The following is a 25,294-nucleotide window of genomic DNA, read 5'->3' on the forward strand; positions in this document are numbered from 1 at the left end:
GCGTACGTCCTTGTGGTGTGGGCCGTGTGGGGTGGGCGGGCGCGGTGCGTCAGACGAGGCGGGCGACGAGATGCAGCCGGTCGCCGTCGGTGCGCGCGGGGTCGGCGGGCAACTGCCCGTCCCGCCACGGGGGTTCGGTGCGGGGTCCAGGTGTGTCGTAGAGCGCGAGGACCTCGAATCCGTGCGCGGTCAGCGCGCGCCGGATCTCCTGGGGGAACAACAGCCGCCAGGCGGACCGCTGCCGTATGGGCTCGGCGGCGTCGCCGGTGGCCCATATTCGGGTGCGGCACAGGAGCTGGGCGGCGCGGTCCACGTGCAGTGTGGTGGTGGAGCGGTAGGTGACGCCCCGCCAGGACACGGAGTCGACGGTCGGTGCGTCGAGGAGATCGGTGCGGCCGAGGAAGTAGGCGCCGTTGCGCATCTCGCCGAGGAGCAGCCCGCCGGGTGCGAGGGCGCGGCGGCAGGAGTCGAGGAACGTGTCGAGCTGCGCGTTCGTGTGGCAGTACAGCAGCGCGCTGTCCAGGCACACGACGGCATCGAACTCCCGCTCGCCCAGGTCGAAATGACGGAGGTCGGCATGGACGTACTCGGGCCCCGGGTGGTGGCTGCGGGCGTGCGCGAGCATCGGCTCGGAGAGGTCCGCGCCGACGACGTGCCGGCCCGCGCGGCTCAGGTACGCGGCGTCGCGCCCGGTGCCGCAGCCCAGGTCGAGGACCCGTGGGCCCACTGCGTGGCGCCGCAGACAGTCCTCGGCCCACCGCCCGGCGCGGCGTTCGAGGTCGGGGAAGCGGGCTTCGTAGAGCGCCGGATTGTCGGTCAACAGGTTGCTGCGGCACGGCTGTTCCGGGAGAGCGCCCGGACGTTCCGCGCAGGTGGCCATGCGGTGCGTGTCCTCGTTCATGCGGCGGCCGCCAGTGCGGGTTCCCGGGCGGGCAGGGCGCCCAGGCGGCGCAGCCAGGCCACGCCGGCCGCGGAGGTGAGACCGAAGAGGAGGCAGCACGCCCAGGGCAGCCAGGCGGCGCCGCGGGTGCCGGTGTCCATGGCCCAGCCGACGACGGTGTTGCCGACGGCAGCGGCGATGCCGGAGACGACGTAGAAGATCCCGAAGTACGTGCCGGTGAGTTCGGGGCGCCCGAAGCCGGGGATCAGCTCCATGACGAACGGCTGCGCGATCATCACGCCGACGTACAGCAGCAGCGCCCCGAGAAGTACCGCGACGGCCGCCGTCCCCCCGGCCCCGCGGCCCGCGGCGGCCATCGACGGCACGAACGCCAGCGCCATGACGGCCAGGCCGACAGCGATCCAACGCGCTCTGTCCCCACGGGACTTCAGCGCGGCGGTGACACGCATCTGGAGGGTGAGGTTGACGACGGTGCCGACGAGGAAGACGATCCCGGCCGCTCCGTCCCAGCCGGTGGCCGTGCGCGCTCCGTCGGGCAGCAGCAGGTACAGCTGGTTCTCCAGGGTGAACATGCCGACCATGGCGAGTGCGAACGCCAGGAAGACCCGGTTGCCGACGACCTCGCGCCAGTCGGCGAGGACGCCTCCCTCGGCCGGTGCGACGGAGCGGGCGGGCAGCACGAGTGCCTGGGCGACGGTGAGGACCGCGAAGATCGCGGCGGCGGTGAGCGCGGAGGCGCGGAAGTCGACGAGGAGCAGGGCGCTGCCGAGCAGCGGTCCGACCAGGGCGCCCGTCGTCGCGAACACGTTGAACAGGGCGAACGCCTCCGCCTTCCGCTCCCCCGCCTCCTGCGCGAGGTACGCCCGCACGGCCGGGTTGAACAGCGCGCCGGCCAGTCCGCTCAGGACGGACGCGGCGAGCAGCACGGGCAGCCCGTCGCCCAGCGCGAACAGGGCGAACCCGACGGTGCGCAGACCGCAGCCGGCGATGATGACGCCGCGCGCGCCGAGCCGGTCGGCGGCGGACCCGCCGATGAGGAACAGGCCCTGCTGGCTGAGGTTGCGCACGCCGAGGACGATGCCGACGACCGCCGCCGACAGGCCGAGGTCCTGGCTCAGGTGGGTGGCGAGGTAGGGGATGAGGAGGTAGAAGCCGGTGTTGACGCCGAGCTGGTTGACGAGGAGAAGGCGGATGGCGAGCGGGAAGCGGCGCATCTCATGCCACGTCTTCACGGCACGCCCCTTCCGTCGTCGTCGCTCCGTGACGCTCGTCAACTCCCAGTCCAGGGAACCCAGTTGTGTGGAGGATGCCGTCCGAGCCGCCGATCCCGGTCCATGGGTCATGGGCGAGGAGCAGATGGCCGTCGAGGTCGATCCAGCGGGCCCGGGCCGCGAGGTGGACGGCGGGGGCGAGGCCGAGGGTGCTGGCGGCGAGACAGCCGAGCATCAGGTCGGTGCCGCTGCCCTCGGTGAGCGCGGCGATGCGCAGGGCCGCGTGGACGCCTCCGCACTTGGCGAGCTTCACGTTGATGCCGTGGACGCGTCCGGCAAGGCGGCGGGCGTCGGCGAGGTCGACGGCGTCCTCGTCGGCGATCAGCGGCAGCGGGGAGCGTTCGGCGAGCGCGGCGAACGACTCGGGGTCCCCGGGAGCGACCGGCTGCTCGACCGCTTCGACACCCAACTCGGCGTAGCGCGGCAGGAGTTTCCGCGCCTGCCGGAGGGTCCAGGCGCCGTTCGGGTCGAGCAGGATGCGGGCGTGGGGCGCGGCGTCCCGGATGACACGTACGCGTTCGATGTCGTCCTCGGGATCGGGCGTGCCGGCCTTCACCTTGATGATCCGGAATCCGCTCCCGGCGAGCCGGCGGGCCTGGCGGGCGGCGCGCAGCGGTGAGGTGATGCCGAGGGTGCGGGCGGTGGCGACGCGGGGTGCGGCCAGACCCACGAGGCGGTGCACGGGGCTCCCCGCACGTTTCCCGACGAGGTCCAGGAGGGCGGACTCGACGGCGGCGGTCACGGCGGCCGGGGTCGCGTCTCGCGTCAACTCACCGTCGCGCAAGGCCTGCAGTGCGCTTTCGGGTCCGGCGAACCGGGGCAGTTCCTCGCGCGCGATGCGGTCGACGTGGCGGTGGAGCGTGTCGATGTCGAGGCCGTAGTACACGCTGCTGACGGCCTCGCCGTGGCCGTGCTGCCCCTCGTGTTCGAGGGTGAGCCACGCGGCGTCGCGCGCGGTGGTGACGGAGCGGGAGATGCGCAGGGGTTCGGCCAGGTGGAGGCGGGCGGTGCGGTGGGTTGCCTTCACGGGGTCTCTTTCATGGCGAGGTGCTCGGGGCGGAGAGGGTCAGGACGGAAGGGGCCGGGGAGGGCGGGGCCCGGGCGGAGGGGGTCGGTCACCGTGCGGCAGCGGGTCCAGCCCGTGGCCTCGGCCGCTCGGGGATGCGGGATCTCCGCGGGGGCGGCCGCGGCGGCGCCGGGCCGCAGGTTGTGGCGTGCCGTGAAGTCGTCGTCGTAGATGCTGCCGAGGTACCGGTGCGGCCCGTCGGGGAACACGGTGGCGACGCAGGCGCCGGGGTGGGTGTGCGCGGCCCACGCCGCGACGCGCGCGACGGCTCCGGTGCTCCAGCCACCGGTGACGAAGCTGGACCGGGCGAGCCGCCGGCAGCTGTCCACGGCTTCGGCGGGACCGATCCAGTGGACCTCGTCGAACAGGCCGTACGCGACGTTGCGCGGGTGGATGCTGCTGCCGAGGCCGCGCATGAGGCGGGTCCTGGCGGGCTGGCCGAAGATCGTGGAGCCGGTGGCGTCGACACCGATGAGCCGCAGTGCGGGGAAGCGCTCGCGCAGCGGTCCGGCGATTCCGGCACTGTGCCCACCCGTACCGACGCTGCACACGAGGATGTCCAACACGTCCAGCCGCGCGACGAGTTCAGAGGCGAGCGAGGCGTAGCCGGCGATGTTGTCGGGGTTGTTGTACTGGTCGGGCCAGTAGGCGCCGGGCAGTTCGGCGAGCACCTCGTGCAACCGGGCGAGCCGGGCGGCCTGCCAGCCGCCCTGCGCCGCGGGCCTTCGCACCAGTTCGAGCCTGGCTCCGTGTGCGCGCAGCAACTTCCGTACAGATGGCTCCAGTTCGGTGTCGCCGACGAGGACGACGGGGTGCCCGAGGGCCTGCCCGGCGAAGGCGAGTCCGATGCCGAGCGTGCCGGAGGTCGATTCGACGACGGGCGCGCCGGGCAGCAGCTCGCCGCGCCGCCGGGCGCCCCGCAGCATGGAGACGGCAGCGCGGGCCTTCATCCCGCCGGCGCCGAGTCCTTCGAGCTTCGCCCAGAAACCGGGGTGTGGCCCGGGCAGGTCGGCGGTGATCCGCGCGAGCGGGGTCCGGCCCAGCAGATCGAGCAGTTCGGGCCGCGCGACGGGCCCCGAGCGGACGGCGGTCGTCATCGTCGCCGCACCCCCTCGAGCGCCGGGGCGCGGTAGCGGTGGAGGACACCGGGCCCGCCGTCCAGCCAGAAGAACGGGTACGGCTCCGCGCACACGGCGCTCACCCCGTCCCCGAGGAAGCGCGGCAGCACGGCGCTTGCGGTCTGCGCGAACATCACCAGCTGCTTGCCTTCGCGCAGCGCGTGCGCGCGCAGGGCGTCGAAGGAGCCGTTGCCGAGGGTCATTCCGGAGGCCAGCACCGCGTCGCAGCGATCGAGTGCTGCGCCCGCGTCCGTGACGATCGGCTCGCCCCACTCGGTCGTGCCGCCCTTGAGGTCGCAGGGAATGCAGCGCAGCCCGCGGGAACGCAGCTCCTGCAGAAGGGAGTTGACGACGCCGACGACCAGCACGCACGCCCCCTGCGGGAGCCGTTCCGTGTCGAGCAGGTCGACGACGGCGGCGGCCCTCGCCCGCGACTTCTCCAGGGACGTGCCGGGCGCCAGCGCCACCGTCCTCGCGCCGTTGACCGCGGTGTGCGGCAGCAGATGCATCAGGTACGCGTCGAGCGCGGCGATCCGCACCGGAAGCAGCGGGTGCGCGAGCAAGGCGGCCACGTCGGCGCCGACACAGTCGTCGATCGCCGCGTCGGGCAGCGTGCCCGGCTCGACGGCACAGGATCCGACGGCCTCGGCGAGGCGCAGGCTGAGCACCTCGTTGCGGTAGCCGGTGCCGCGCCCGTCGTGCCGTACGGCCTGGCGCGTGACGAAGGCCACGGAGATGCGGAGCGTGGCCGGGTCGGGTCCGTGGGCACCGGCCCGCACCTCTTCGACGAGACGGTCGTACGTGACCGGCCCCTTGCGCGCCGTCATGGCCCTCGTCACCGGATCACCATCCGGTCCCGCACACCGGCCAGCAGCGTCTCGACACGTGCGCGTGCCCCGAGGCCGTGCGGGTCGCCGGCCATGACGTGCCCGAGGTATTCGTTGTTGCTGCCCGCGGCGGTGACGGCATGTCCGGGCTCGGCCAGCAGCGCCTCCAACACGCCCGTCTCCTGCTGGAGTTGCTCATGCCTGTCGAGCGCGGCGAGGGTTCCGTCGACCTCGGGTACGAGGAATCCGATGGCGGCGCTGCGCAGCCCGGTGGCGCGCACGGCGAGGTCGGGTTCGCGGCCGAGCGCCACGTCCACGGCGGCCGCGGCGAGGTCGATGCCGGTGACGTGCCGGACGAGTTCCGTGATGCGGTTGCCGGCGGGGCGTGGATTGACCTCGACGACGCGCGGTCCCGCGGAGGTCAGCTTGATCTCGGTGTGCGCGACGACACCGTCCGAGAGACCCAGCGCCTTCAGTGCGTCAACTGCCGTGTCCTGTACGGCCGTTCGTTCGGCGGGGGTCAGAGCCGCGGGGAACATGTGTCCCGTCTCGATGAACGCGGGCGCTCCCGCGATGCTCTTGTCGGTGACTCCGACGACCCGGATCCGCCCCCCGGACGACACGGTCTCGACGCTGACCTCGGGCCCGTCGAGCAGTCCCTCCAGGAGGACCAGAGAGGGGCGGTGCTGACCGCGCGCGTTCACGGGGAAGCCGGCGAGCGCCCGGCAGGCGGCCACCAGTTCGGCCTCGTCGTCCACGCGTCGTACGTACATGCCCGCGCACAGGTCGACCGGCTTGACCACCAGTGGGAAGCCCAGAGCGCGCGCCGCCCGGACCTCCGCCGCACCCGGCTCCTCGTCCGGCTCCACCACCGCGAACCGCGGCCCGGGCACTCCGGCGTCCTCCAGGATCCGGCGGGTGAGGTCCTTGCGGCAGGCGTGCCCGACCGCGTCGGCGGCAGGGCCGGGCAGTCCGAGCCGGGCCGCGACGGCGGCCACGGCCGGCAGGTAGTAGTCGCAGGAACTCAGCACACCGTCGAAGCCGAGGGCCGTGTGCAGCCGCTCGGCGACCGGCAGCAGCGCGTCGAGGTCGTTGGTGTCGGCCGTGATCACGTTGCGGGCCCCGAGCAGTGGATGCCGGACGCCTTCGGGCGCTGCCCGCAGGTAGTGCCCCAGGTCCCGGGTGAGGAACGTGAACTCGTGTCCCCCTTCGCGCAGCGCCTCCGGCAGCAGTCTGCTCATCGACCCGACCCAGCTCTCGACCACCAGCAGATGTCCCACAACTCCCCTTTCGTGGCGTGCGGTTGAGGTTTCACGCACAGCGGTACGGCAGCACGGCGCACCCCCTGCGGTGGGGGTCGCCGACTTGACCGGGGCCACGTTATCGACAATCGTTTTCATTGTCATCCGACGGCTCACCGACAGCCGACGCCGACCACCGATCGCGTCTCCCCACCACCGATTGCGAGCCCCGAACGCCGTGACGCCCCTCGCCCGCCGCACGTCCCGATCGCTGTCCGCCCTGCCGCTGCTGGCCGCGGCCCTCCTGGCCCCCGCACCGGCCCATGCCGAAGCCGCCGCCCTGCGGTTCGGCGCCTGTCCGCCCTCGGTGCCGGCTCCCGCCGCCCCGGCCCGCGTCGAGTGCGCCACCCTCGACGTGCCGCTCGACCGGCACCGCCCGCACGGCCCGCACCTGTCCCTCGCCGTCTCCCGCGTCCCGGCCACCGGCACGCCGGCCGAACGCCGCGGGATCCTGCTGGTCAACCCCGGCGGCCCGGGCGGCTCCGGTCTTCCCTACGCGGTCACGAAGCGGGCCAAACTGCCTGAATCGGTTCGCCGTTCGTACGACGTCATCGGCTTCGACCCGCGCGGGGTGGGGCTCAGCTCAGCTGTCTCGTGCGGACGGACGGGCGGCCTGTTCGACAGTCCAGGGGCCGATCCCGTCCCGCGCGACACGGCAGCCGAGCGGAATCATCTCCGCTCCCTGCGGGCGCTCGCCGACGACTGCGCGGCAGGTGCGGCCGGCGCTCTGCCGTACATCTCGACCGAGGAGACGGCGCGCGACATGGACGCGATACGTGCCGCGCTCGGGGAACGGCGGACGAGCTTTCTCGGGGTCTCCTACGGGAGTTACCTCGGCGCCGCCTACACGGCCCTGTTCCCCGGGCGCGTGCGACACATGGTGCTGGACAGCGTGGTCGGACCCGAGGACTGGTACGCCTTCGACCTGCGGCAGAGCCGCGCCCTGCTCGCCCAGCGCGACACCTTCTTCGCCTGGGCCGCCGCCCACGCGGGCCGCTTCGGGCTCGGCGCCGACGCGCGAGCCGTGCGCGCCTCATATCTGCGCGTGCGTACGGGAGTTGGGGCAGACCCGGTGAACGGATTCGGCTCCGCCGAGTTCGACCGCGCCGTGTACCGCGCCCTCGGCCGCACGGAACGCTGGGCACCCCTCGCCGAGGGACTGCGCGGATACTTGCGTAACGGCGGCGGCGACGGCCTGCGCCCGACGGCACCTTTCGACAGCCCCGGCTCCCGCAATTACGAGGCCGCCAACCGCATCGTGAAGTGCGCGGACGGCCCCGGCCCTACGCCCCGCGAGGTCGTCGCCGGCGTCCGTGCCCTCCGTGCCCTGGACCCCCAGCCCGTCCTGACCGGTCTGGAGGCGTCGGCGTGTACGTACTGGCACCACCGCCCCGCTCGCCGGACGGCGCTCGGCAGCCCGGACGCCCCGCCGGTCCTGCTGGTCAACTCCGCGCACGATCCGGTCACGCCCGTCGCCGGGGCCCGCGCACTCGCCCGCGTCCTGCCCGGCTCTCGGTTGATCACGCTCGACGCCGACTACTCCCACGGCGTGTTCGCCAGCCGCGGCAACGCCTGCGTGGACCGTGCGGTGGCCGCCTATCTCGACGACGGCACTCTCCCGCCAGTATCCGGCCTGCACTGCGCCGGCCCCGGGCTGCCCGACGCCTGACCCCGCACCGGGCTGCGGGCAAAGGAGGGGGCCGGCCGGGTCAGAGCAGGCCGGTCGCCCGCAGCGACGGCTGGAGCAGCTCGCCGTGCGCCAGCACCATGGCGTCGCACAGCTCCCAGATCCGTTCCACCGGCAGCGCGGCGGCGGTCGCCGGATCCGCCATGGCGGCCTGCCGGATCGAGCGCGGGTCGTCCTCCACGGCGGCCCTGACCACCAGGTCGTTCATGCTCAGATAGCCGCGGTTGAGCGCCGCGCACTGGGCGGGCAGGGCACCGATCCTGGTCGGCTGCACGCCCGACGCGTCGACCAGGCAGGGGACTTCGACGGTGCCGGTGGCCGGGAGGTTGTCGATCAGGCCGTGGTTGGGGACGTTTCCGTAGACCGTGCGCGGCGTGCCGGTGGTGATGCTGTGGATGACCTGGGGCGCGTACTCCATCGTGCCCTCGACATCGAGCGGTGTCCCGGCGGCGAGCGCGTCGCGGGTCTTCTCGTACAGGGCGACGTTCTCGTCGACAATCCCGAGGTACGCGCCGACGGGCAGCCGCAGCCGCTCGATCTCGCTGTCGTGGTGCAGGTACCAGGGCACGTACTCGGCGGAGTGCTCGCTCGTCTCGGTCGGGTAGTAGCCGAGGCGCCGGTACATGTCGACGCGCACCCGGCGCCGCAACTGCGGGTCGGAGGCGATGAGTTCGTCGAGCCGCGGGTAGAGGTCCACGCCCTCGTGCTCGAACCGCAACAGCCACGCCTGGTGGTTGACCCCGGCGGCGCGGTAGGTGACCTCCTGGTACGGCACGTTCAACAGGTCGGAGAGGTCGCGCAGGGTCCAGTAGACGGAGTGGCACAGGCCCACGACCCGTGTCAGTCCGGTGGCGGCGGTGAGGTACTGGACGTTCATCGCCATGGGGTTGGTGTAGTTGAGCAGCCACGCGTCCGGGCACAGCTCCGCGATGTCCTCGCCGAGCGCCTTCAGCAGGGGGAAGGTGCGCAGCGCGCGGAAGATGCCGCCGACGCCGAGGGTGTCGCCGATGGTCTGGCGCAGCCCGAACCGGGCGGGTACGTCGAAGTCGGTGCGGGTCGACGCGCCCATGCCGACCTGGACGATGTTGATGACGAAGTCGGCGCCGGCCAGGGCCTCGCGGCGGTCCGGGTGCGCGGTGACGCCGACGTGCGGGGCGGCCCCCGCGCGGTCGGCGATGTGACGGGCCGCGCCGAGGGCGGTCTCCAGCCGCTCCGGATCGATGTCGTGCAGGGCGATGTGCAGGTCGCGCAGGTCGGGGAAGGCGAAGAGGTCCGTCAGGAGCCCCTGGGTGAAGACGACGCTTCCGGCGCCGATGAAGGCGATCTTCGTGGTCATGAGTGGTTCTTTCCGTTGCGGGTGCTGTTACGGGTGCTGTTACGCGTACGTCTGGGGGCGGGGAGCGGCGGGGAGCGCGCCCTGCGCCTCGTCCCAGGTGGGCTGGGCGGGCGTGCCGCCGTACGCCCTGGTGGACAGGGCCCCGCAGACCGAGGCGAGTTCGAGCGCGTCGGCGGTGGAACGGCCGGACAGCACGGCGGCGACGAACCCGGCGTCGAAGCTGTCGCCCGCCCCGACCGTGTCCAGCGGCTCGGCCGGGATGCCCCGCGTCCGGAGCGCGGCCCTGCCGTCGTGCAGGAGGGCGCCGTCCGCACCGTCCTTGACGGCCACCAGCAGTCCGCGCAGGGCGAGCCGGCGGGCCGCCTCGTCCAGCGGCGCGTCCTCGGGCAGGCCGGCGAGCGCGCGGGCCTCGCGGGCGTTGGGCAGCAGGTAGTCGGTGACGGCGAGCGCCGCTTCGAGCCCGCCGGTGTCCCACTTCCCCGCCGGGTCGTCGTTGGTGTCCAGCGAGGTGGTGGCGCCCCCCGCGTGCGCCGTGCGGAAGAGCGCGGGCAGCGCCTCGGCCAGCTTCGGCAGCAGGAAGTACGAGGCGGCGTGCACATGGCGGCTGTCGCGCAGCAGCGCCTCGGGCACGTCGTCGGCGCCGGTGGCGGCGAGGGTGCCGGGCGCGGTGAGGATCGTACGGTCGCCGTCGCCACGCGTCACCACGACCGTCAGCGGGGTCGACAGCGCCGGGTCGACCTGTACGGCGCCGGTGTCGACGCCCCGGGCGGCGAGCGCGGCCGTGACGAAGCGCCCCGCCTCGTCGTCCCCGACCCGCCCCGCGAAGGCGACCTTCAGTCCGAGGCGGGCGGCGCCGCACGCCATGATCGCGGCGGAGCCGCCCAGGGTCAGCAGGCCGGTGTCGACGAGTTGTTCGCGCTGGCCGAAGGCGAGCGGCGCGTCGAGCGGGCCGAGGACGATGTCGGGGTTGGCGTCCCCGATGACCAGCAGATCGAAGGTGTGCGGCATGCGGTTTCCCTGGGATCGCGATACGGAGAAGGTGGAGAGGGAGAGGGAGAGGGAGAGGTGTGCGGGGTGGTCCGGTCTCATCGCTTGTTCATCCCTTGAGTCCCGATGACGTGATGGACTGGACGAAGGACTTCTGTGCGAAGAGGAAGGCGAGCAGCACCGGCAGCACGGTGAGCACGTTGCCCGCCATGACCGCCGACCACTTCGTGTGGTGCAGGCCCTGGAAGGTCGTCAGTCCGAGTTGCAGCGTGTACTGCGTGTCGTGGTTGATGGCGATCAGCGGCCAGGTCAGGTCGTTCCAGGTGGTCAGGAAGGTCAGTACCGCCACCGTGCTCAGCGCGGGCCGCGACATCGGCAGCACGATGAGGAACAGCACGCGCAGCCGGGAACAGCCGTCCATCCAGGCGGCCTCCTCCAGTTCCCTGGGGAGCGAAAGGAAGAACTGCCGCAGCAGGAAGACCGCGAACGGCGTGACCAGTGACGGCACGATGAGCGCGCCCAGGGTGTCGATCAGCCCGAGCCGCTTCATGACGAGGAAGGTCGGGATCATCGTGAGCTGGAACGGGATCGCCATCGTCGCCAGCATCAGCCCCATGAGGAGCCGGGACCCGGCGAACCGCATCCGGGCGAACGCGTAGCCACCGAGGGCGCCGAAGACCAGGTTGGACACGACCGCGACGGCCGAGACGATCAGCGAGTTGGCGAACCAGCGGGGGAACATCGCGTTGCCGACGACGTACCGGTAGCCGCCGAGGTCGATGCCGGACGGCCACAGGGCGGGCGGGAAGCGGTTGATCTCGGCGTCGGTCATCACGGAGCTGAGCAGCAGCCAGATCAGTGGGATCGCGAAGACCAGCGCGAGCGGGGCGAGCAGCAGGTGCCAGGGGCTGAACGGCAGCCGTGCCCAGCTCTTGGGCCGCGCGGCGGAGGGGGTGGTGACCGTCACTTGCCGGCTCCTTCCAGCGACGCCTGGGATGTCGGGGGTGACTGGGATGTCGGGGGTGACTGGCGTGCGGAACGGCTCCGCACCAGCCGCGTCCCCACGGTGACCACGCCGAGCGCCAGCGCGAGCACATAGGCCGCCGCGGCGCCGTAGCCGGCCGTGAAGTTCTTGAACGCCTGCTCCCAGATGAAGTAGACGATCACCGTGGTCGAGCCGAGCGGCCCGCCCTTGGTCGTCACGTACACCAGGTCGAAGACCTGAAGGGCGTTGATGGTCTGCCACACCAGCAGGAACACGCCCACCGGCGCCAGCGCGGGCAGGGTGACGTGCCGCAGCAGGTGCCACCGTCCGGCGCCGTCGAGGCGCGCCGCCTCGATCAGGGACGGGTCCACGTCCTGGAGGGCGGCGAGGAAGACGACGACGCAGAAGCCGGTGCCGCTCCAGAGCGAGATCGCCACCAGCACGAGAAGGGCCTGTCCCGGGTCGGAGAGAAAGCCCTGCGAGGAGATGCCGAGATGGTGCAGTACGGAGTTGGCGACGCCGAACTCCGGGTCGAGGATGAAGGAGAACAGCACGCCCTGGGCGGTGGCCGAGACGACGAACGGCACGAAGAACAGCGTCCGGTAGAGCCCCACGAACCGGATGCGCTGGTTCAGTGCGAGGCCGAGCGCGAGCCCGAGGCCGATGGAGAGCGGCACGTACAGCGCCGTGTAGAGCAGGGTGTTCCCCACGGCCTCGGCGAAGTGCGGGTCCTGGCGGAGCGCGCGGTAGTTGTCGAGGCCGACCCAGCGGCTGGGGGTGACCAGGTCGTCCGCCTGGAAGGAGAGCAGGAGGGACCAGAGGACGGGGACGACGCTCAGCCCGAGGATGATCAGGACGGCGGGCGATATGTAGGCCCAGGCGGTCACGGTCTCACCGCGGCGCAGCGGCGAACGGCCCGTACGCGGGGGCCGGTCCCCGGCGCCGCCCGCCGGCCGCCCGGGGTCCTTCCCGCGGGCACGGCGGGCGCGGCCGTCGCGGGTGGCGCCGGGGTCTGTGTCGGGGAGCGTGAGCGGTGCGGGAAGTCGCGGCATGGCGGTTCTCCTGAGCGCGGTGTACGCGGTGTACGCGGTCTGCGCGGGGCAGTGCTGTCCGCACGGGCGGGGCTGCCCGTGGGCTGTACGCGGGTGCGTGGGTGCACGGACGTGCACGTCCGTGCACCGTCGATGCCGCCTACCGGGTCACCGCGGGATGAGCAGCGCGGCGTCGGCCTCCCGCGCGCACCGGCGAAGCGCTTCGGCCGGGCTGCTTCTGCCGAGCAGTACGGCGGCGATGGCCTGGCCGAGCGCCTGCGAGATCTGCGGATACGCGGCGTGCACCGGGCGGACCCGGGCGGACTCCAGCGCCCGGGTGAACACCGAGAGTCCCTCGATCTCCGCGTCCTGTGTCCGCCAGGCCGGCAGCGCCGCGGTCGGCCGGCTCAGCGGCAGACTGCCCGCTTCGACGTCCCAGCGCACGTCCTGGGCGGGCTGCGTCAGCCACGTCACGAAGGTGCGCGCGGCCCGTACCCGCGCCGGTCCGTTGTCGAAGACCGTCCAGGTGTCCGGCCCCGAAATGGTCATCGGACGGCGGCTGTAGCTGGGCAGCGGGACGACGTGGTAGTCGATCTTCGCGTTCCGGATGTCGGGAAGCTGCCACGGCCCCGTGGCGACCATGCCCATCCGTCCGGCGAGGAAGACCTGGTACATCTGCTCGCTGCCGGGCTTGAGGTCGATGTACACGCTGCGCGCCCGCGCGAGCGAGTCCACCGTCTCCAGCGCCCGTACGCCTTCCTTCGCGAAGCCGATCGACTTCCCGTCCGGCGCGATGACCTCACCGCCCAGGTCCCACACCATCGGCCACAGCCGCCACACCGTGTCCTCGTCGCCGAGGCCCGGCCAGCCGGTGCCGAACACGGACCGCCGCCGGTCGGTGAGGCGGGCGGCCGTGTCGGTGAACTCCCGCCAGGTCCAGCCGGGTTCGGGCAGGGGCAGACCGGCGTCACGGAAGAGCTTCTTGTTGCAGACGACGGCGAGCGAGTCCATGAGTGCGGGGGCCGCACGGACCCGGCCGTTGAGGGTGACGGCGTCCCGCGCCGGCTTCCAGTAGTCGTCCCACGGGACGGGAGCCGAGTGGAGCGTGTCGGTCAGGTCGACCACCGACGGGCTGCGCGCGACGCTGGCGAGGTCCGAGCCGAAGACGTACACGATGTCCGGGTAGGAACCGGACGCGATCGACGCGGTGATCTTCTGGAGCATCGCGTCGGAGAGGACGCCGCCGCCCGCGTCGACGCGGATGCGGGGGTGGGTCCGGTTGAACTCCCGGACCAGCGCCTCGATCGCGGTGCGCGCGGTGTCGGTCTGGCCGTGCCACAGTTCGACCGTGACCCGGCCGTCCGGGCCGACGCCGTCCGAGGCGTCCGCGCCGCAGCCGGACAGCGCGGCCGTCGCGGTGGCGCCGAACGCAAGCCCCGTGCCCCGCCGCAGGATTCCGCGGCGGGACGGGTGGGACATACGAGGGTTCGCGGCCATGTGCACCTCCAAGGAGGCGTGCGGAGCACGCCGTGCCGAATCGCCGAACAAGGAGGGTGGCGGGTCAGCAGGTCTGGCGCAGGTAGCCGCTGCTGCCGGCCGGAGAGACGTCCATGTCCCGGCGGACGATGGAGAGTTCGTCCTTCCAGCCGTCGCAGGCGGTCTTGAGGCCCTTGGCGGTGTACTCGATGACGATCACGTCGTCACCGAAGTGGTCGGTGAAGGAGTCGCACTCGTTCCACTCCCCGCACTCCTCCGCGATGGCGAAGTCGAGGCCCGTGGTGGAGCGGTACTCGGCGAGGTCGGCGGTGTTCTTCTGGGCGATCGCCAGGCCCTTGGAGTGCGCGTGGGCGGACAGCTCGGTGATGTACGCCATGGCCGCGGAGGTGCCGAACTTGCCCTGGCTGCGGGAGTAACTGTCGTAGTTGTCGGGCTCGACGGCCTGGAAGCCCTTGGACGCGCAGCCGTCGATCCAGCCGTTCACCTTGGCCGCGATCCGTGTGCGCTTGGCTGCCGTGCTGACGTCGAGGATGGCCTCGTTCCACTCCTCGTCGATGATGACGTCGCCCGCGGAGTCGCGCAGCAGGAGGTCCGCGTCCCACGAGTCCAGCTCGTCGGGCTGCACCTGGAAGGCGTTGACATAACAGATGTTGTACAGGCCGGGGGCCGGCGATGCCCCGCGGTCACGGCTCACCACGGACACCCCGGCGGGCGGGGTGTACGCGCCGCCGATCTGGTAGTCGAAACCGGCGTGGGCCGGGGGGAGGGTGACGGCCGCGGACGCGGGGGACGCCGTGAGGAGAGGGGCGACCAGCGTTGCCGTGAGGGCCACGCCCGCGACGGAGATGCGGCGGGTACGGGCACGATCGATGCTCACTGTCGAGCTCCAGTGTGATGGAGGGTACGTCCCCGCCTCGGGCCCTGGAGTGACCCTGGCGACTGTGTCCGGGCTTGCGAGGCCGTGTGGCCCTGGCGTTTACCGGCTAGGCGTACCTCTGACGCCGCGAGCCCTGCTCAGAGTGCTCGGTACGGCGTTTCGAGGAGTAAAGCGATCAGTTCTTCCCGTGTCAACAGAGCGCGGGATCACACCTGTTCGCCGACCGGAGCGTCCCACTCCGCACCAACCGTATGGCGCCCCACAACATGTGCCACTGACCTGCGCGTTCCTGCAGGCACACGCCCCTCCGGCCCTGCCACGCGGGAGCGCGTCACTCCGTCGCGTTCTCCAGTGCCTCGCCGACCAGGGTGTGCGCGTACTCGGCAGTCAGCCGGGTCGGCCGGAAGAGGATGCGGTACATGATCGGGGCCACCACCCGGTCCATGACGCGCTCGGTGTCCGGCAGGTGTTCGCCGCGCTGTGCCGCCCTGCTCAGGATCGTGTCGATCTGGTCCGCGGCATAGGCCGAGCACTGGCCGGCGTTGGTCCCCTCGGCGTCACCCAGCAGGGCGTCGCGGATGTAGGCCCGCCCGGGGGGCGAGGCCATCTCTTCGAGGAACTGCTCGGCCCAGGCGTCGAGGTCTTCCCGCAGACCGCCCAGGTCGGCGGGCGGGTTCTCCGGACGCAGGTGTTCGACGGCGACGTCCGACAGGAGTTCCTGGAGGTCTCCCCACCGTCGGTAGATGGTGGAGGGAGTGACGCCCGCGCGGGTGGCGACGAGGGGAACGGCCAGCCCGTCCCGGCCGACCTCCTCCAGGAGTTGCCGTACCGCGTCGTGGACGGACTGCTGTACTCGTGCGCTGCGCCCGCCGGGGCGGGCCATGGGCTTCGGACTCACCACACCACCTTAACGCGAATATATTGCATCTAGGAGAGGGGCGGGTCTTCCGGCTCCCGTCGACCGCGACCGGGGGCCACGGGGTGAGGCCCCCGGGGCCAGGTCATGCGGCGACGGCGGGCGCGATCCGCCCGCGCCCGAAGGAGGCGACCTGCTCGTGTGCGGCTCCGACGCGCAGCACGTCGGCCTCGCCGAGCGGCCTGCCGAGGAGCTGCATGCCGATCGGCAAGCCCGCCCGGTCGCGGCCCGCCGGAACGGTGAGCGCCGGGATTCCGGTGATGTTGGCGGGTGCGGACAGTCGGACGTACGCGTCGGAGACGGCCTCCAGGCTCCCGTCCGTCCATCGGATGCTCTCCTGCCCGGAGGGCGCCGCGGGCGCCGGCACGGACGGGGCAGCGATGATGTCGACGTGCGCGAAGAGTTCCAGCCAGCGGTCGCGCATCAGGGTCCGGGCGCGCTGGGCCCGCAAGTAGTCGCCCGCCAGGGCCAGTTCGCCGGCCTCCAGCAGGATGCGCACGTCACCCGCGTACAGTTCGGGCGTCGTACGCAGCGTCTGTTCGTGGTAGGCGCTCGCCTCGGGCACCATCAGCCCCCACTGGATCGCCTGGATGTAGCGCGTCATGGGGATCTCGACGTCGACGAGTTCGGCACCGAGGTCACGCAGGGCGTCGATCGCGCCGCGGATCGCTTCCTCGACGTCCGGTTCCACCTGATCGAAGTAGTAGTTGCGCGGCACGCCGATGCGCATGCCACTCAGGTCGCCCTCGGCGCCGGGCGTGTATCGGGCCGAGGCCGTCCGGGGCAGGCTCGCGGGGTCGCGGGGGTCGGGGCCGGCGAGCGCTTCCAGTACCGTCGCGGCGTCCTGGACGCTGCGGGTGACGGTCCCGACGTGGTCGAGGGACCAGGACAGGGACGTGACTCCGCTGCGGGGAACGAGGCCGTAGGTGGGCTTGAGGCCGACGACGCCGTTCAGCGCGGAGGGGACCCGGATGGAACCGCCGGTGTCGGTGCCGAGGGCGAACGTGGCCGATCCGGTCGCGACGGCGACGGCCGATCCGCCGCTGGAGCCGCCCGCCACACGTCCCTGATCCCAGGCGTTGCGCGTCTGCGGTGTCGTCAGACCGTAGGCGAACTCGTGCGTGTGGGTCTTGCCGAGGAGGACGGCGCCGGCCTGCGACAGGCGTGCGGCGACCGCGCTGTCGGCGGACGCCCGGTGTCCGTCCCTGACCTTGGAACTGGCCGTCGTGGGCAGCCCCTCGACGTCGATCAGGTCCTTCAGCGCCATCGGGATGCCGTGGAGCGGGCCCCGCGGTCCGGTGGCGGAGATTTCACGCTCGGCCTCCTTGGCCTCTTGCCGGGCACCGTCGGCGACGACCGTGACGTAGGCCCGCACGTGCGGGTCGACCTGTTCGACGCGGGCCAGGACGGAGTCGGTGAGGTCGACCGGCGACAGTTCCCCGGTGCGGATGGCCTCGGCCGCTGCGGAGAGCGTCAGCTCATACGGTTCCATGGCGGTCCTCACCGGTGACGTCGTAGACGGCGGCGGGCGGCGTGTCCTGGAAGTCCAGCTCGCGCAGGGTGGCGACGACGGCCCGGATGTGATCGGCGGTGACGGCGACGTCGGCATGACGGGCCTCCGGCAGGGGCAGCCCTGCCCGGCCCGCCCAGCGGGCGGCCTCGTGCGGGGTGAGTTCGGCGGTGTTCACGGATCCCTCTCTGTAGCTGTGCCGGGTGGAGACGGTGGTCCCCCGGCACGCAAACGCTAACAGTTTGCTTTAGGCGACCATAGGACCTACCGTCACTTAAAGCAAACGCATTGCATTAAGGCGATGGGGCGCACATGACGACACAACCGTGGTTCCGCCCCGCCCCACACAGAAGGGCATCACCCATGCACGCTTCCGCCACCCGCCTCCCGTCCGCCGCGGCCTGGACCGTCGGCGACATCACCGTCCGACGGATCGACGAGATCGCACTGCCCCCGCAGACCGGCCCGTGGCTGCTGCCCGGCGCCACCCCCGAAGTCGTGTCCCAACTCCCTTGGCTGAAGCCGGACTTCGCCGACGAGACCAACGTCCTGCGACTGGCCAGCCACAGCTTCGCCCTGACCGTCGACGGCATGCGGGTACTCATCGACACCGGTATCGGCAACGCCAAGACCCGGGCCAACCCCGCCTGGCACGACCTGGACACCGACTACCTGACCCGGCTCGCCGCCATCGGCTTCACTCCGGAATCGGTGGATCTCGTCCTCCTCACCCACCTCCACACCGATCACGTCGGCTGGAACACCCGCGCCGAGGGCGGGAGTTGGGTCCCCACCTTCCCCAACGCCCGCTACCTCACCACCCGGACGGAATGGGACTTCTGGAGCACCACGGAGCTGGACGAGCCCCGCACCCAGATGTTCCGCGACTCCATCCACCCGATCCGCGACGCGGGCCTGCTCGACGTCGTCGACGTCTCCGCGGAGGGTACGACGGTCGCCCCCGGCCTGACCTTGCTCCCCACGCCCGGGCACACCCCGGGCCAGGTGGCCGTCCGGATCGACAGCCGGGGCGCCACCGCCCTGGTCACCGGCGACTGCGTCCATCACCCGGTCCAGCTGGCGGACGACGCGCTGGGCAGTTGCGTGGACATCGACCCGGAGCAGGCCACCGCCACCCGGCGCGCGCTGCTCGCCTCGCTGGCCGGCACCGACACCCTCGTGCTGGGCAGCCACTTCCCCGCCCCGACAGCGGGCCATGTGGTCACCGACGGGGACGCCTACCGCTTCCTTCCCTACGGCATGTGAGCCGGCGGGCGGGCGCCGCACGGGCGCAACCACACCCCGGGCCAAAAGTATGGTGCCCCACCACATGTGCCACTGACCTGCGTCTTCCTACCTTGTGGCAGCACGCAGACGTCCCCCTCCCCGCCTGGAAGTGGTGCACATGGCCTCCGCAGCAACCGCTCCGCCAACACCGGCCAGCCTCAAGCGCATTGTCGCGGCGAGCCTCATCGGCACCACCATCGAGTGGTACGACTTCTTCCTGTACGGCTCCGCCGCCGCGCTCGTGTTCAACAAGCTGTTCTTCCCCGGGTCCGACCCGCTCGTCGGCACCCTGCTGTCCTTCCTGACGTACGCCGTCGGGTTCGCCGCCCGGCCGCTCGGCGCGCTCGTCTTCGGCCACTACGGCGACCGCCTCGGCCGCAAGAAGCTCCTGGTGCTCAGCCTGCTCATGATGGGCGGCGCCACCTTCGCGATCGGCCTGCTGCCCACCTACGCCACGGTCGGCGCGGCCGCGCCGGTGCTGCTGACCGTGCTGCGTCTCGTCCAGGGTTTCGCCCTCGGCGGCGAGTGGGGCGGCGCGGTGCTGCTGGTGTCCGAGCACGGGGACGCCGCACGCCGCGGTTTCTGGGCGTCGTGGCCCCAGACCGGCGCTCCCGCCGGGCAGCTCCTCGCGACCGGCGTGCTCTCGGCCCTCACGGCCCTGATCTCGGACGCGCAGTTCACCTCCTGGGGCTGGCGCATACCGTTCCTGCTCTCCGGTGTGCTCGTGATGGTCGGTCTGTGGATTCGTCTCTCTGTCGATGAATCGCCGGTCTTCAAGGAGGCGTTGGCCCGGGCCGAGGCCCGCAAGGCCGAGGAGGGCGTGACGGTCGAGAAGATGCCGCTCGTCGCGGTCCTGCGGCACCACTGGCGCGATGTCCTCGTCGCCATCGGAGCCCGTATGGCCGAGAACATCAGCTACTACGTCATCACCGCCTTCATCCTCGTGTACGCCACGACCTCGGCCGGCGTCTCCAAACAGACCGCGCTGAACGCCGTGCTCATCGCGTCCGCCGTGCACTTCGCCGTCATCCCGGCCTGGGGCGCCCTGTCCGACCGGATCGGACGCCGCCCGGTGTATCTGCTGGGCGCGGCCGGCGTCGGCCTGTGGATGTTCCCGTTCTTCTCCCTCGTCGACACGGCGACTTTCGGCAACCTGATCCTCGCCGTCACCGTCGGACTGGTGCTGCACGGCGCCATGTACGCGCCGCAGGCCGCCTTCTTCTCCGAGATGTTCGCGACCCGGATGCGGTACTCGGGGGCCTCGATCGGCGCCCAGTTCGCCTCGGTCGCGGCGGGCGCGCCCGCGCCGCTCATCGCGACGGCGCTGCTCGCGGACTACGACAGCTCCACGCCGATCTCCCTGTACGTGATCGCGGCCGCGCTCCTGACGCTGCTCGCGGTAGGTGTCGCGAAGGAGACCCGCCACCGCGACCTCGCCGACGTCGAGACGGCGGACACCGCGAGCGCGGCCACGGCCGACCGCCGCGCCGACGTCCACAGCGTCTGACGGGCCCGGTACACCGGCCCCGTACGCCCCGCGCGTACGGGGTCACCGCATGTCCGGGCCCGCCAACCGGTGCAGCCGCAGGGCGAGTTGTATCTCCAGCGAGCGCGCGGGCGACTGCCAGTCGGGGCCGAGCAGCCGGCCGATCCGCTCCAGGCGCTGGGCGACGGTGTTCACATGGACGTGCAGGGCTTCCTTCGTGCGGGCCGGACTCATGCCGGACGCGAAGTAGGCGTCGAGCGTGCGCACCAGATCGGTTCCTCTGCGCTCGTCGTACGTGACGACCTCACCGATGGTGCGGGCGACGAACCCGCTGATGTCCCGGCTGTCGGCGAGCAGCAGCCCCAGGAACCCGAAGTCCTCGGCGGCCGCGCCCTCGCCCGCCCGGCCGAGAAGACGCAGCGAATCCAGGCAGCGGCGCGCCTCGGCGTAGGCGACGGCGGCGGTGTCGGTCCGGGCGGCCAGGTGTGCGACGGGGGCGGAGGCGCCCACGGTGACCGTCTCGTGGATCGCCGCGGACAGCCGCTTGGCCACGTGCGCCGCGACGGCGGAGGCCGTGGTCCCGGAGCGCAGCGGCAGCAGCAGGACGGTGCCGCCGTCGCGTGCCGCGGCCAGTCCGTGCCGGGTCGCCGCGAGGTGGTTCGCCGCCGACCACAGGCGGCGGCGCGTGGCGGCCTCCTGCTCGGCGTCGGCGCCGGACGCCTCCAGGCGTGCCGCGAGCACGACGTGGGTGGCGTCCAGGTCGGCGTGGAGCCGCGCGGCTCTCTCCCGCAGCAGACGCGGATCGTGGTCGCGGGCGTCGAGCAGGTCGTCCAACAGCTCGCCCCGGACGCGCTGTTCGGCCTCGGAGGCGGAGCGCCGGGCGAGCAGCAGCAGCGACGTGACCATGGCGGCGCGCTCCAGGGTGCGCTGGTCGACGGGGTCGAGGCCCGGGTGGCCGCGCAGCACCAGGGCGCCCAGGAGCTCACCGCCGGCGGCGACCGCCGCGACCCAGTCGTCGCCGCGGCGCACGGCGTGCCCCTCGGTGCGGGAGCCCTCGACGGCCTCACCCGGCGCGGTGTCCGCGTCGGTGAACTCCACGGTGCCGTCGAGCACTTGCGAGACCGCGGCCGCCACGTCGTGCACGCCGCCGCCGCGCAGCACCAGCTCGGCGAGCCGGTCATGGACGTCGGAGGCCCGCTCGATGACGCCGCTGCGGTCCCGGATGATCTCGTTGGCCCGCTCCAGTTCGCCGAGTGCCTCACGGGTCTCGGTGAGCAGGTTCGCGGTGTCGATGGCCGCCGCGGCGAGCGCCGCGAACGAACCGAGCAGCGCGATCTGTTCGCGCTCGAAGACCCGCGCGCGCCGGTCCGCGGCGAACAGCACGCCGATCACGTGCGGCCCCAGCATGAGCGGCACTCCGAGGATGGCGACGAGGCCCTCGTCCTGGACCCCCGCGTCGATGGTGCGGGTGTGCTGGAAGCGCACGTCCTGCCCGTAGTTCGCGGTGACGTACGGCCGGGCGGTCTGCGCGACGAGTCCGCCCAGCCCCTCCCCCATCCCGAGGCGCAGCTGTTGGAAGCGGGCCGCGACGGAGCCCTCGGTCACCCGCATGTAGGTGTCGCCGCGCGGCGGGTCGTTCAGCGTCAGATACGCCACGTCGGTGCCGAGCAGCGATCTGGCCCGCTGCACGATGGCCTGCAGGACCGCGTCGAGGTCGCGCAGCCCCGCCAGGTCGTGGGCGGTCTCGAAGAGTGCGGACAGTTCGGCCTCGCGGCGCCGCCTGCCCTCCATCTCGTCCCGCACGCGCAGCGCGAGGCGCTTGGCGTCCTCCAGTGCCGCCACCCGCGCGGACGTCGCCCCGTCGGCGCGCGCGACCAGTACGGGCTGTTCGTACGCGTCGGCGGAGGCGCCCCTGGCCAGCAGTGCCAGATACGGGGCCTGCGCGTCGCCCGTGGTCACCGGGGCGGAGGCGGCGGCTGAGTGCGGTGGGTGCTGCTCCATGCTCAACAGGATCACCCGCGCTCAGTGAGCGGTCCAGCCTCCGTCGAGGGACAGCGACGTACCGGTCATGAAGGACGCCTGCGGGGTGCACAGATACGCCACCGCCTCGGCGACCTCGTCCGGTTCGATGAGCCGCTTCAGCGCGCTGTCCCGCAGCAGCACCTCGCTCACCACCTGTTCCTCGGGGATGCCGTGCGCGGTGGCCTGGTCGGCGATCTGCTTCTCGACGAGCGGCGTGCGCACGTAGGCGGGGTTGACGCAGTTGGAGGTGACGCCGTGCGGGGCTCCTTCCAGCGCCGCCGTCTTCGACAGGCCTTCGAGGCCGTGCTTCGCGGCGACGTACGCGGACTTGAACGGGGAGGCGCGCAGGCCGTGCACCGACGACACGTTGACGATACGGCCCCAGCCCTGCCCGTACATGTGCGGCAGCGCTCCCCTGATCAGCCGGAACGGGGCCTCCAGCATCACCGTCAGGACGGTGTGGAACACCTCGGGCGGGAACTCCTCGATGGGGCGCACCAGTTGGATGCCCGCGTTGTTCACGAGGACGTCGGCGCCGGCCGCGGCGGCCTCGGCGGCATCGAGGTCGGTGAGGTCGAGGACGTACGGTTCGACGCCGTCGGTCTGCTCCGCCAGCTCCGCCAGGCCCTCGCGGTCCCGGTCCACCGCTCTCACCTTGGCGCCGGCGGCGGCGAGCCGCAGGGCGCAGGCCCGGCCGATGCCGCCGGCGGCACCGGTGACGAGTGCGGTACGTCCGCCGAGGTCGAGCGGTGCGGCGTGGAGTGCGGCAGGAGGGGGGTGCGGGGTCATGCTCCGCACCCTAGGCAGCCCGGCGACGCCCCCCGATGTGGCCGGCACCCATACTTCAGCGCTCGCTCATGGTCTCGAACCATGTCGGTCCCTCGGACTGTGCCTGCTTGATGCGGAAGAGGGCGTGCTCGCTGAGCCGCGGCAGTGCGTCGAGGGCGAACCAGGCCACTTCGAGGGATTCGTCGTCGTTCACGCGGGCCTCTCCGCCCGTGGCCCGGCAGCGGAACGTCGTGTCCATGAACTGGCACTTGTCGCCGTTGGGGTAGGTGATGGGTTCGAGGGCCTGGACGAGGACGACGCGATCGGCGACGCACTCGACGCCCGTCTCCTCGAACACCTCGCGGGTCGCGACATCCGCGGGCTGCTCGCCCGGCTCGGCGATCCCCGCGGGCACCGCCCACTGACCGGTGTCGCTGCGCCGCCCGAGGAGCACCCGCCCCGCGTCGTCGAAGACGACGGCGGTGACGCCCGGCAGATACAGCAGTTGATGGCCGGCACTGGCCCGGATCGCCCGGATGAAGTCTGGAGTCGCCATGCCGTCGACCCTATACGTACGGTCCTTCGGACCGGCGGCTCAGTCCGCCGTGCGCCGTCCCCGGCGGGAGCCCACGACCGCCCACGCCAGACCGCCGACGCCGATCGCCACGAGCAGCGCCTCGGGCCAGACACCCGCGCGCGTGGCAAGCGTCTGGGAGGTGCGCTTGGGGACGTCGGCGAGGAGCGTGTCGGCTTCGAACATGCCGGTGTGCTGGGCGATGGATCCGTCGGGCCGGATCACGGCGCTGATGCCGCTCGTGACCGGGACCATCACGGCACGGCCGTGCTCGACGGCGCGCACCCGGTCCATGGCGAGCTGCTGGTAGGTCATCTGGCTGCGCTCGAACGTGGCGTTGTTGCTCGGCACGGAGAGGATCTGGGCGCCTTCGCGGACCTGGTCGCGGACGACGTCGTCGAAGGCGGCCTCGTAACAGGTCACGTTGCCGATCTTCGTGCCCGCCATGTCGAAGGCGACGGCCTTCTTGCCGGGCACGAACTCCCCGGCGCGGTCGACATCCTTGCTGAAGATCCGGAAGAAGCTGCGGTACGGCATGTACTCGCCGAACGGCTGCAGGTGCCGCTTGTCGTAGACCGCGCCGGGGCCCTTCTTGGGGTCCCACAGGATCAGCCGGTTGCGCTCGGATCCGTCCTTGGCGGTGACGACGGCGCCCACCGAGATCGGCGCCCCGACGGCCTGCGCGGCCTCGGTGATCTCGTCGTACGCGTCCTGATTGACGTACGGGTCGATGTCCGAGGAGTTCTCCGGCCACAGGACGAGGTCGGGCCGCTTGACCTCACCCGACTTGATCTTCGCCGCGAGCTTCATGGTCTCGCGTACGTGGTAGTCGAGGACGGCCCGCCGCTGGGCGTTGAAGTCGAGGCCCATGCGCGGCACGTTGCCCTGGATGAGCGCCACGCGCGCGGTGCCGGCCTGCGCCGCGTTCGACACGAAGGGCATGACCGCGGCTCCGGCGACGACGGGCGCGACGGTGAGGACGGCGGCGGTGACGGCCGTACGGTCGCGCAGCACTCGTACGGCGCTGTCGCCCGAGCGGCGCAGGCCGATGACGCGCAGGGCGAGCGCGGCGAGCCCGAACCCGCACAGCACCACGGCGAACCCGAGCAGCGGGGTGCCGCCCAGTGAGGCGAGCGGCAGGAAGACGCCGCTGGGCTGTCCGAACGCGACCTTCCCCCAGGGAAAACCGCCGAACGGGAAGCGGGCGCGCAGCGCCTCGTCCGCGATCCAGACACCGCTCGCCCACAGTGGCCACAGCGGAAGCCGCGACACGTACGCGATGCCGAGGCCCGCGAGCGACAGCACCAGCGCCTCGGCGACGGCGAGCGCCAGCCACGGCAGGGGGCCGACGTCGACGCCCGTCCACGACAGCAGCGGGACCAGGTAGGCCAGGCCGAAGACGAGTCCGAGACCGAAGCCCGCGCGCAGCCGCCGCCCGTACACGGCGGCTCCGAAGAGCCCGAACGACAGCGGCGCCAGCCACGGCAGTTCACGCGGCGGGAAGCTCACGTACAGCAAGAGCCCGGCGAGCACCGCCAGGCCGACGGGCACGAGCCGTCGCAGGTAGGAAGGGCGAGCGGGCTGCTCTGCGGGCTCGTCCGGCGGGGCGACGGGAGGTGCGGTGGCGGTCACCCGGGGAGTGTACGGCGCGTCACTGTCGGCGGGACATGGCGGTCGGCCCGGTCCACGAGGCCGCACCGAGGACGCCGGACGACGGCGTCCGGTCGGCCGCCCGTCCCGCCGCTCCCGCACCCGGACGCCTGCGAAACGTTCCTGCGCAACTCCGGCACAAAGGGCCGCACCAGCCGTTACCGTGTGCCCGAGTCCCTGACGTACCGCCGGATCCG

Annotated in this window: 22 protein-coding genes; 3 read left to right on the top strand and 19 right to left on the bottom strand. The window is 72.2% G+C overall.

The annotated features are described in order from the left end of the window. Nucleotides 1-49: 49 nt before the first annotated feature. From AB0J02_RS23870 to AB0J02_RS23895, 6 genes are read right to left on the bottom strand one after another with little or no spacing between them, the layout of a single operon-like run. Nucleotides 50-880 carry a class I SAM-dependent methyltransferase gene (locus AB0J02_RS23870; RefSeq protein WP_363195870.1) on the bottom strand — a complete coding sequence of 277 codons (831 nt, stop codon included), beginning with the start codon at nucleotides 878-880 and terminating at the stop codon, nucleotides 50-52. Between the two features lie 17 nt (nucleotides 881-897). Then, nucleotides 898-2,133, bottom strand: a complete 1,236-nt coding sequence (locus AB0J02_RS23875) for an MFS transporter (protein WP_363195770.1) — start codon at nucleotides 2,131-2,133, stop codon at nucleotides 898-900. Beyond that, nucleotides 2,117-3,199 carry a dipeptide epimerase gene (locus AB0J02_RS23880; protein WP_363195771.1) on the bottom strand — a complete coding sequence of 361 codons (1,083 nt, stop codon included), beginning with the start codon at nucleotides 3,197-3,199 and terminating at the stop codon, nucleotides 2,117-2,119. The genes AB0J02_RS23875 and AB0J02_RS23880 overlap by 17 nt, the downstream gene beginning before the upstream one ends. Beyond that, nucleotides 3,196-4,335, bottom strand: a complete 1,140-nt coding sequence (locus AB0J02_RS23885) for a PLP-dependent cysteine synthase family protein (RefSeq protein WP_363195772.1) — start codon at nucleotides 4,333-4,335, stop codon at nucleotides 3,196-3,198. Before AB0J02_RS23885 ends, AB0J02_RS23880 begins: the two co-directional genes overlap by 4 nt. Then, entirely contained in the window at nucleotides 4,332-5,183 is an 852-nt protein-coding gene (locus tag AB0J02_RS23890) for a DUF364 domain-containing protein (RefSeq protein ID WP_363195871.1), read from the bottom strand. Before AB0J02_RS23890 ends, AB0J02_RS23885 begins: the two co-directional genes overlap by 4 nt. Before the next feature lie 8 nt (nucleotides 5,184-5,191). After that, a complete protein-coding gene (locus AB0J02_RS23895) occupies nucleotides 5,192-6,463 on the bottom strand; it encodes an ATP-grasp domain-containing protein (RefSeq protein ID WP_363195773.1) in 1,272 nt (423 codons plus the stop codon). 199 nt (nucleotides 6,464-6,662) lie between these two features. Here AB0J02_RS23895 and AB0J02_RS23900 point away from each other — a divergent pair, with 199 nt between their 5' ends. Continuing rightward, nucleotides 6,663-8,153, top strand: a complete 1,491-nt coding sequence (locus tag AB0J02_RS23900) for an alpha/beta hydrolase (protein ID WP_363195774.1) — start codon at nucleotides 6,663-6,665, stop codon at nucleotides 8,151-8,153. A 40-nt stretch (nucleotides 8,154-8,193) separates the two neighbouring features. Here the strand turns inward: AB0J02_RS23900 and AB0J02_RS23905 are convergent, their stop codons facing one another. The 9 genes from AB0J02_RS23905 to AB0J02_RS23945 form a co-directional block, all read right to left on the bottom strand. Further along, nucleotides 8,194-9,507 (bottom strand): alpha-glucosidase/alpha-galactosidase, encoded by a 1,314-nt coding sequence (locus AB0J02_RS23905; RefSeq protein ID WP_363195775.1) that lies wholly within the window; start codon nucleotides 9,505-9,507, stop codon nucleotides 8,194-8,196. Between the two features lie 39 nt (nucleotides 9,508-9,546). After that, nucleotides 9,547-10,515, bottom strand: a complete 969-nt coding sequence (locus tag AB0J02_RS23910) for a carbohydrate kinase family protein (protein ID WP_363195776.1) — start codon at nucleotides 10,513-10,515, stop codon at nucleotides 9,547-9,549. An 88-nt stretch (nucleotides 10,516-10,603) separates the two neighbouring features. Next, complete coding sequence (locus AB0J02_RS23915; RefSeq protein ID WP_363195777.1) at nucleotides 10,604-11,461, bottom strand: carbohydrate ABC transporter permease; 858 nt, start codon at nucleotides 11,459-11,461, stop codon at nucleotides 10,604-10,606. Next, nucleotides 11,458-12,531 carry a sugar ABC transporter permease gene (locus AB0J02_RS23920; RefSeq protein ID WP_363195778.1) on the bottom strand — a complete coding sequence of 358 codons (1,074 nt, stop codon included), beginning with the start codon at nucleotides 12,529-12,531 and terminating at the stop codon, nucleotides 11,458-11,460. Before AB0J02_RS23920 ends, AB0J02_RS23915 begins: the two co-directional genes overlap by 4 nt. A gap of 147 nt (nucleotides 12,532-12,678) precedes the next feature. Continuing rightward, nucleotides 12,679-14,007, bottom strand: a complete 1,329-nt coding sequence (locus AB0J02_RS23925) for an ABC transporter substrate-binding protein (RefSeq protein WP_363195779.1) — start codon at nucleotides 14,005-14,007, stop codon at nucleotides 12,679-12,681. Nucleotides 14,008-14,071: 64 nt separating this feature from the next. Next, complete coding sequence (locus tag AB0J02_RS23930) at nucleotides 14,072-14,884, bottom strand: endo alpha-1,4 polygalactosaminidase (RefSeq protein WP_363195780.1); 813 nt, start codon at nucleotides 14,882-14,884, stop codon at nucleotides 14,072-14,074. A 331-nt stretch (nucleotides 14,885-15,215) separates the two neighbouring features. Continuing rightward, nucleotides 15,216-15,767, bottom strand: coding sequence for a TetR/AcrR family transcriptional regulator (locus tag AB0J02_RS23935; protein WP_363195872.1), 552 nt, complete (start codon nucleotides 15,765-15,767; stop codon nucleotides 15,216-15,218). Between the two features lie 118 nt (nucleotides 15,768-15,885). Continuing rightward, nucleotides 15,886-17,292 carry an amidase gene (locus AB0J02_RS23940; RefSeq protein WP_363195781.1) on the bottom strand — a complete coding sequence of 469 codons (1,407 nt, stop codon included), beginning with the start codon at nucleotides 17,290-17,292 and terminating at the stop codon, nucleotides 15,886-15,888. Next, entirely contained in the window at nucleotides 17,279-17,488 is a 210-nt protein-coding gene (locus AB0J02_RS23945) for a hypothetical protein (protein ID WP_363195782.1), read from the bottom strand. Before AB0J02_RS23945 ends, AB0J02_RS23940 begins: the two co-directional genes overlap by 14 nt. A gap of 185 nt (nucleotides 17,489-17,673) precedes the next feature. On the opposite strand from AB0J02_RS23945, the gene AB0J02_RS23950 reads away from it, so the two are divergent. Both AB0J02_RS23950 and AB0J02_RS23955 read left to right on the top strand, forming a co-directional pair. After that, a complete protein-coding gene (locus AB0J02_RS23950) occupies nucleotides 17,674-18,576 on the top strand; it encodes an MBL fold metallo-hydrolase (RefSeq protein ID WP_363195783.1) in 903 nt (300 codons plus the stop codon). Nucleotides 18,577-18,715: 139 nt separating this feature from the next. Continuing rightward, entirely contained in the window at nucleotides 18,716-20,104 is a 1,389-nt protein-coding gene (locus AB0J02_RS23955) for an MFS transporter (protein WP_363195784.1), read from the top strand. Between the two features lie 42 nt (nucleotides 20,105-20,146). On the opposite strand, the gene AB0J02_RS23960 is transcribed toward AB0J02_RS23955, so the two are convergent. Genes AB0J02_RS23960 through lnt form a run of 4 tightly spaced genes read right to left on the bottom strand, consistent with a single transcriptional unit; the run spans nucleotide 20,147 to nucleotide 25,079 of the window. Then, a complete protein-coding gene (locus AB0J02_RS23960; protein WP_363195785.1) occupies nucleotides 20,147-22,084 on the bottom strand; it encodes a helix-turn-helix domain-containing protein in 1,938 nt (645 codons plus the stop codon). A 21-nt stretch (nucleotides 22,085-22,105) separates the two neighbouring features. Next, the gene (locus tag AB0J02_RS23965; RefSeq protein WP_363195786.1) at nucleotides 22,106-22,894 is read right to left on the bottom strand and encodes a 3-hydroxybutyrate dehydrogenase; all 789 of its coding nucleotides are present in this window, start codon (nucleotides 22,892-22,894) and stop codon (nucleotides 22,106-22,108) included. Nucleotides 22,895-22,949: 55 nt separating this feature from the next. Next, nucleotides 22,950-23,429: an NUDIX domain-containing protein gene (locus AB0J02_RS23970; protein ID WP_363195787.1), complete on the bottom strand. Its 480-nt coding sequence runs from the start codon at nucleotides 23,427-23,429 to the stop codon at nucleotides 22,950-22,952. Nucleotides 23,430-23,468: 39 nt separating this feature from the next. Next, nucleotides 23,469-25,079, bottom strand: a complete 1,611-nt coding sequence (gene lnt / locus AB0J02_RS23975) for an apolipoprotein N-acyltransferase (protein ID WP_363195788.1) — start codon at nucleotides 25,077-25,079, stop codon at nucleotides 23,469-23,471. Between the last annotated feature and the right edge of the window lie 215 nt (nucleotides 25,080-25,294).

The organism is Streptomyces sp. NPDC050264, from assembly GCF_040655895.1.
GTDB lineage: Bacteria > Actinomycetota > Actinomycetes > Streptomycetales > Streptomycetaceae > Streptomyces.

What these genes read in the sequence shown, in the direction of transcription:
- AB0J02_RS23870 (WP_363195870.1), bottom strand. Translation starts at nt 880, where the DNA reads ATGGCCACCTGCGCGGAACGTCCGGGCGCTCTCCCGGAACAGCCGTGC.
- AB0J02_RS23885 (WP_363195772.1), bottom strand. Translation starts at nt 4,335, where the DNA reads ATGACGACCGCCGTCCGCTCGGGGCCCGTCGCGCGGCCCGAACTGCTC.
- AB0J02_RS23890 (WP_363195871.1), bottom strand. Translation starts at nt 5,183, where the DNA reads ATGACGGCGCGCAAGGGGCCGGTCACGTACGACCGTCTCGTCGAAGAG.
- AB0J02_RS23905 (WP_363195775.1), bottom strand. Translation starts at nt 9,507, where the DNA reads ATGACCACGAAGATCGCCTTCATCGGCGCCGGAAGCGTCGTCTTCACC.
- AB0J02_RS23910 (WP_363195776.1), bottom strand. Translation starts at nt 10,515, where the DNA reads ATGCCGCACACCTTCGATCTGCTGGTCATCGGGGACGCCAACCCCGAC.
- AB0J02_RS23920 (WP_363195778.1), bottom strand. Translation starts at nt 12,531, where the DNA reads ATGCCGCGACTTCCCGCACCGCTCACGCTCCCCGACACAGACCCCGGC.
- AB0J02_RS23925 (WP_363195779.1), bottom strand. Translation starts at nt 14,007, where the DNA reads ATGGCCGCGAACCCTCGTATGTCCCACCCGTCCCGCCGCGGAATCCTG.
- AB0J02_RS23935 (WP_363195872.1), bottom strand. Translation starts at nt 15,767, where the DNA reads ATGGCCCGCCCCGGCGGGCGCAGCGCACGAGTACAGCAGTCCGTCCAC.
- AB0J02_RS23940 (WP_363195781.1), bottom strand. Translation starts at nt 17,292, where the DNA reads ATGGAACCGTATGAGCTGACGCTCTCCGCAGCGGCCGAGGCCATCCGC.
- AB0J02_RS23950 (WP_363195783.1), top strand. Translation starts at nt 17,674, where the DNA reads ATGCACGCTTCCGCCACCCGCCTCCCGTCCGCCGCGGCCTGGACCGTC.
- AB0J02_RS23955 (WP_363195784.1), top strand. Translation starts at nt 18,716, where the DNA reads ATGGCCTCCGCAGCAACCGCTCCGCCAACACCGGCCAGCCTCAAGCGC.
- AB0J02_RS23960 (WP_363195785.1), bottom strand. Translation starts at nt 22,084, where the DNA reads ATGGAGCAGCACCCACCGCACTCAGCCGCCGCCTCCGCCCCGGTGACC.
- AB0J02_RS23965 (WP_363195786.1), bottom strand. Translation starts at nt 22,894, where the DNA reads ATGACCCCGCACCCCCCTCCTGCCGCACTCCACGCCGCACCGCTCGAC.
- AB0J02_RS23970 (WP_363195787.1), bottom strand. Translation starts at nt 23,429, where the DNA reads ATGGCGACTCCAGACTTCATCCGGGCGATCCGGGCCAGTGCCGGCCAT.